The 4,281-nt window shown below is 36.1% G+C and carries 5 protein-coding genes and 1 pseudogene; 5 read left to right on the forward strand and 1 reads right to left on the reverse strand.

The features are described 5' to 3' along the window. Positions 1–262: pseudogene (locus BLW93_RS08485) on the reverse strand (hypothetical protein); the annotation flags it as partial. 304 nt (positions 263–566) lie between these two features. On the opposite strand from BLW93_RS08485, the gene BLW93_RS08490 reads away from it, so the two are divergent. The 5 genes from BLW93_RS08490 to BLW93_RS08510 are packed head-to-tail and all read left to right on the forward strand — an operon-like array spanning position 567 to position 3,974. Then, the gene (locus BLW93_RS08490; protein WP_076713640.1) at positions 567–1,355 is read left to right on the forward strand and encodes a DUF4198 domain-containing protein; all 789 of its coding nucleotides are present in this window, start codon (positions 567–569) and stop codon (positions 1,353–1,355) included. A gap of 1 nt (position 1,356) precedes the next feature. Further along, the gene (cbiM, locus tag BLW93_RS08495) at positions 1,357–1,962 is read left to right on the forward strand and encodes a cobalt transporter CbiM (protein WP_076713641.1); all 606 of its coding nucleotides are present in this window, start codon (positions 1,357–1,359) and stop codon (positions 1,960–1,962) included. Then, positions 1,959–2,591, forward strand: a complete 633-nt coding sequence (locus BLW93_RS08500) for a transthyretin-like family protein (RefSeq protein WP_076713642.1) — start codon at positions 1,959–1,961, stop codon at positions 2,589–2,591. The genes cbiM and BLW93_RS08500 overlap by 4 nt, the downstream gene beginning before the upstream one ends. Next, entirely contained in the window at positions 2,581–3,336 is a 756-nt protein-coding gene (cbiQ, locus tag BLW93_RS08505) for a cobalt ECF transporter T component CbiQ (RefSeq protein WP_076713643.1), read from the forward strand. The genes BLW93_RS08500 and cbiQ overlap by 11 nt, the downstream gene beginning before the upstream one ends. Then, positions 3,324–3,974, forward strand: a complete 651-nt coding sequence (locus tag BLW93_RS08510; RefSeq protein WP_076713644.1) for an energy-coupling factor ABC transporter ATP-binding protein — start codon at positions 3,324–3,326, stop codon at positions 3,972–3,974. The genes cbiQ and BLW93_RS08510 overlap by 13 nt, the downstream gene beginning before the upstream one ends. Positions 3,975–4,281 lie beyond the last annotated feature (307 nt).

Here is a 4,281-nt window from a genome sequence, read left to right on the forward strand (position 1 = left end):
CTGGGGTTGGTATTTGTGGGGTGTTCCCCAGGAGGTTATCCCATTTCTCAAGCTTACACAAAATATCGTACACTACCAGAGATGTTGCAACCAACGACTTAACAATGATTTCACTTGGAATATCCAAAAACGGAAAAACAAACCAGAAAATGGGAACAAAAAGCGTTCCTCCACCAATACCAACGAGCCCGGCAATAAAACCTATGAGAAATCCTGAAACAGAAAGAACTACTGCAGTCTCAACGAGCGCTGAAACCAACATAAACCACCTCTCGAGTTAGCATATACTAATCTTAATTTAGACAATTATCAAAATATGTCAACCGAGATTTTTGTAAATGTTGTTTAAACTTGACCTATATCAAGTTTTTCAAAAAGGTAAAGAACAAAATTTCATACTGTTGAGCAGTATAGTTTTACTTATCTATTATAAGTAGCACTAAAATAGATAGTACTATAAGAATAAGGTATAAGTTGTATTACTCAATAAAAATATGTTGACATCTTGACAACTTTATTTTTAGTTTGATAACATAAGTTAAAATAAACAAAAAGGAGGTAACACGATGAGAAAGATTCTTGGATTGACCACTGCAGCCTTTATATCAATGACAGCAGTAGCAAGCGCACACTTCCTTTTATTAAAGCCAAATACCGACATGGTCGGGGATGGACAAAGCAGAACCATTAAAATCGAAGCAAAATTTACTCATCCTATGGAAGGCGGTCCAAACATGCCTTTCAAAATAATCGACAGCGGCGCTGTAATAAATGGTAGAAAGTACAAACTTCACTGGAAAAAAATTATGATTCCTGCAATGAAAGGAAGTAACAAAAAAGCTCCCATGTATGAAGCCACATTTAAAATAAGAAGACCAGGAGTTTATCAGTTCTATGTAAACCCTTCTCCTTATTACGAACCTGCTGAAGAAAAATTTATTAAACAGATAACAAAAGTTTATGTGGAATCATTTGGCTTAGAAGACGGTTGGGACAAACCCATCGGATTAAAGGCAGAAATAGTTCCTCTTACAAGACCTTTCGGAATCTGGGAAGGAAATACATTTAGAGGAAGAGCTTACCTTAACGGCAAACCTCTCGCAAATGCAGATGTAGAAGTTGAATATCTGAACACAAAAGGAGTAAAAGTTCCTGCAGATCCTTTTGTAACACAGGTCGTGAAAACTGATAAAAACGGATATTTTGAATACACTATCCCATGGTCTGGATGGTGGGGATTTTCAGTTCTTGGAGACGGAGGAAAATTAAAATACAAAGATGGAAAATACTATCCTGTAGAACTTGACTCTATTATATGGGTAAAAGCATATCCTAAACCAAGAGAGGTAAGATAAAATGCATATCTCTGAAGGTGTTCTTCCCGGATGGATGTTACTAACCGGCTGGGGATTAACAGCCATTGGAACTGCCATAGGACTTAAACAGCTTGATAATAAAAAAATACCTGCAGCGGCTCTTCTTGCCGCTGCATTCTTTGTTGCCTCACTTATACATGTCCCGATAGGACCAACCAGTGTTCATCTCATATTAAACGGATTGGTCGGTCTTTTAACTGGGTGGGGAACATTCCCTATCCTTCTCGTAGGCTTATTTCTGCAAGCAATTTTATTTCAATTCGGAGGTATAACTGTTTTAGGAGTCAACACCTTTAACATGGCATTTCCAGCCATTATAGCTTATTATCTGTGCCGAAGACTTCTAAAATCAAACAAAAATTTCACAATAGCACTTGCTGGTGTAATTGCAGCTTTCGTATCAATTATGGGTGCAGGTATTCTGGTAGCCACAGAACTATATTTGACAGGACAACAATTCAAAAGTGCCGCAGAACTTGTCCTGCTTGCCCATATACCGGTAGCAATAATCGAATCAATAATTAACATCTTTGTTCTTCTCTTTATTAAAAAATCCATGCCAGAACTACTCGGAGGTAAAGAATGAAAAAGCTACTCCTATTAATTGCTCTATTTTTCTCAATAACAAATACATCATTTGCCCACAAAATTTCAGTATTTGCAGATGTAGACAATGGGAAAGTAAGCATCATGGGATATTTCAATGACGGAACTCCATGTAAAAATTCTCAGGTCAAAGTATTTGATGCAAAAACGGGAAAACTTCTTTTGACAGGAAAGACAGACAAAGAAGGTAATTTTTCATTTAAACCTCCCAAAATAACAGACCTAAAAGTCGTAGTTAACGCAGAATTAGGACACCGTGCAGAAACGATAATACCGGCTTCCGAATTATCTGCAAGCGGAACATCAGACAATTCTGAAGAAACTGCAACTGAAACAAACAAAACAACAGTTTCAGACGAACAAACAGAAGAATATCAGCAATCTGCTGGTATGAATATATCAAAAGAAGAACTTCAAAAGATAGTTGAAACAGCCGTAAACAGGGCGGTTGAAAAAGAACTTAAACCTATTCACCAGGAACTTCTCGGTATAGAGATGGCCCTTACAAAACCTTCCCTTGCAGAAATATTCGGCGGAATTGGCTGGATATTTGGACTTTTTGGAACTGCAGCATACTTTTACTCCAGGAAGGAGAAAGATGGAAAATAAATTAGCCGAAGGTAAAACTTTACTACACAAGCTGGATCCTAGAGTAAAGATAATTGTATTTCTTATGTTCGCAGTTTCCTGTGCGCTCTCTTCCTCTATTTCTTTTCTTCTTTTTTCTTCTATATTTATACTAATTCTGGGGTTCATCGTCAGGTATGACCTGACGAAAGCCCTGAAATCACTCTTATTTGCTGACAGTTTTCTGATATTTCTGATAATAACAATGATCTTTACATACGATAAAGGAAACAGGATCAAACTGGGTATTATTTCTTTCTATCCGGAAGGATTAAAATATGGAGCTTTCCTATTCTTTAAATCAAACGTAATTCTTCTGTTTATGCTTTTTCTCCTTGCAACATCAACAGTTTTCGAAATTGCTCATGCACTCCATCACTTAAAAGTCCCCCCAAAACTTGTCCAGATACTATTTTTCACGTTCCGATACATTCATGTAATACGCGATGAATACAAAAGACTTCTAAAAGCAGCCATAGCAAGAGGGTTCAAACCAGCAACCAACGTTCACACGTACAAAACCTACGGTTATATAGTTGCTAACTTAATAATTAGAAGCCACATGAAAGCAGACAGAATATACAAAGCTATGCTATGTAGAGGATTTAAAGGAGAATTTCCCGTATACAGACACTTCCGTCTTGAGAAAAAAGATATAATATTCACCACATTCTCTTTTTTATTTCTAATCACTGCATTTACAGGGAGCGAAATTTGGAAATTTTAAAGGTTGAAAATTTAACGGTTAAAAGGAACGGAAAAATAATTTTTAAAAATATAAATCTGAACCTAAGAAAAAAAGAGAAATTTTTCATAATAGGTCCTAATGGTGCCGGTAAAACAACACTAATTGAAACAATTATAGGCTTTATTAAGCCTGACACCGGTCGCATTTTCCTCAAAGGAAAAGAAGTAAAAACAGAAGATGATTTTTACAATCTTCGCACAACAGTAGGATATATATTCCAGAACCCTGATGACCAACTGTTCTCACCAACCGTAGAAGAAGATATAGCATTCGGTCCACTAAATTTAGGAATATCAAGAACAGAAATACCTAAAATCATAGACAACGTTCTATCAACCCTTGGAATATTCCACCTTAAGAACAAAATGACATACAAACTATCAGGAGGAGAAAAGAGGCTAGTATCAATCGCATCTGTTCTATCAATGAACCCGGAAGCACTTATAATGGATGAACCAACAGTTGGAGTAGATAACGAAAAGATGAAATTGCTCATAAAATTTTTAAAAACCACTGACAAGTCAATAATAATGATAACTCACAATAAAGAAGTCGTTGAGGAATTAGGCTGGCCAATGTATAAATTGGAAAACGGATATCTTAACTATATAGAATAATTTTCTAACTCAATTCAGTCATTTTTAGCTTGCTAATGTTAATCTTCTCACTTCCATTCTTCCTACAATTCTCCAGTTTTTACTTGCGAAATAATTTCAATTGACATAGATTAATAAATGATAATACTCGAAAGGAGGGGATAATGAAGAAACTTTTAGTTGCATTGACTGCAGCTCTACTGTTTGCACCAAACTCTAAAGCCGGAGTTTGGGAAACAACCTGTTCACAAGGTTGTGTCAATAATTTTGTGTAAACCATTAGGAGTACCTCCTGGAGAACATATCCTGAAGTTCTTCCTTAGCCTCA

The organism is Desulfurobacterium indicum (assembly GCF_001968985.1).
Taxonomy (GTDB): Bacteria; Aquificota; Aquificia; order Desulfurobacteriales; family Desulfurobacteriaceae; genus Desulfurobacterium_A; species Desulfurobacterium_A indicum.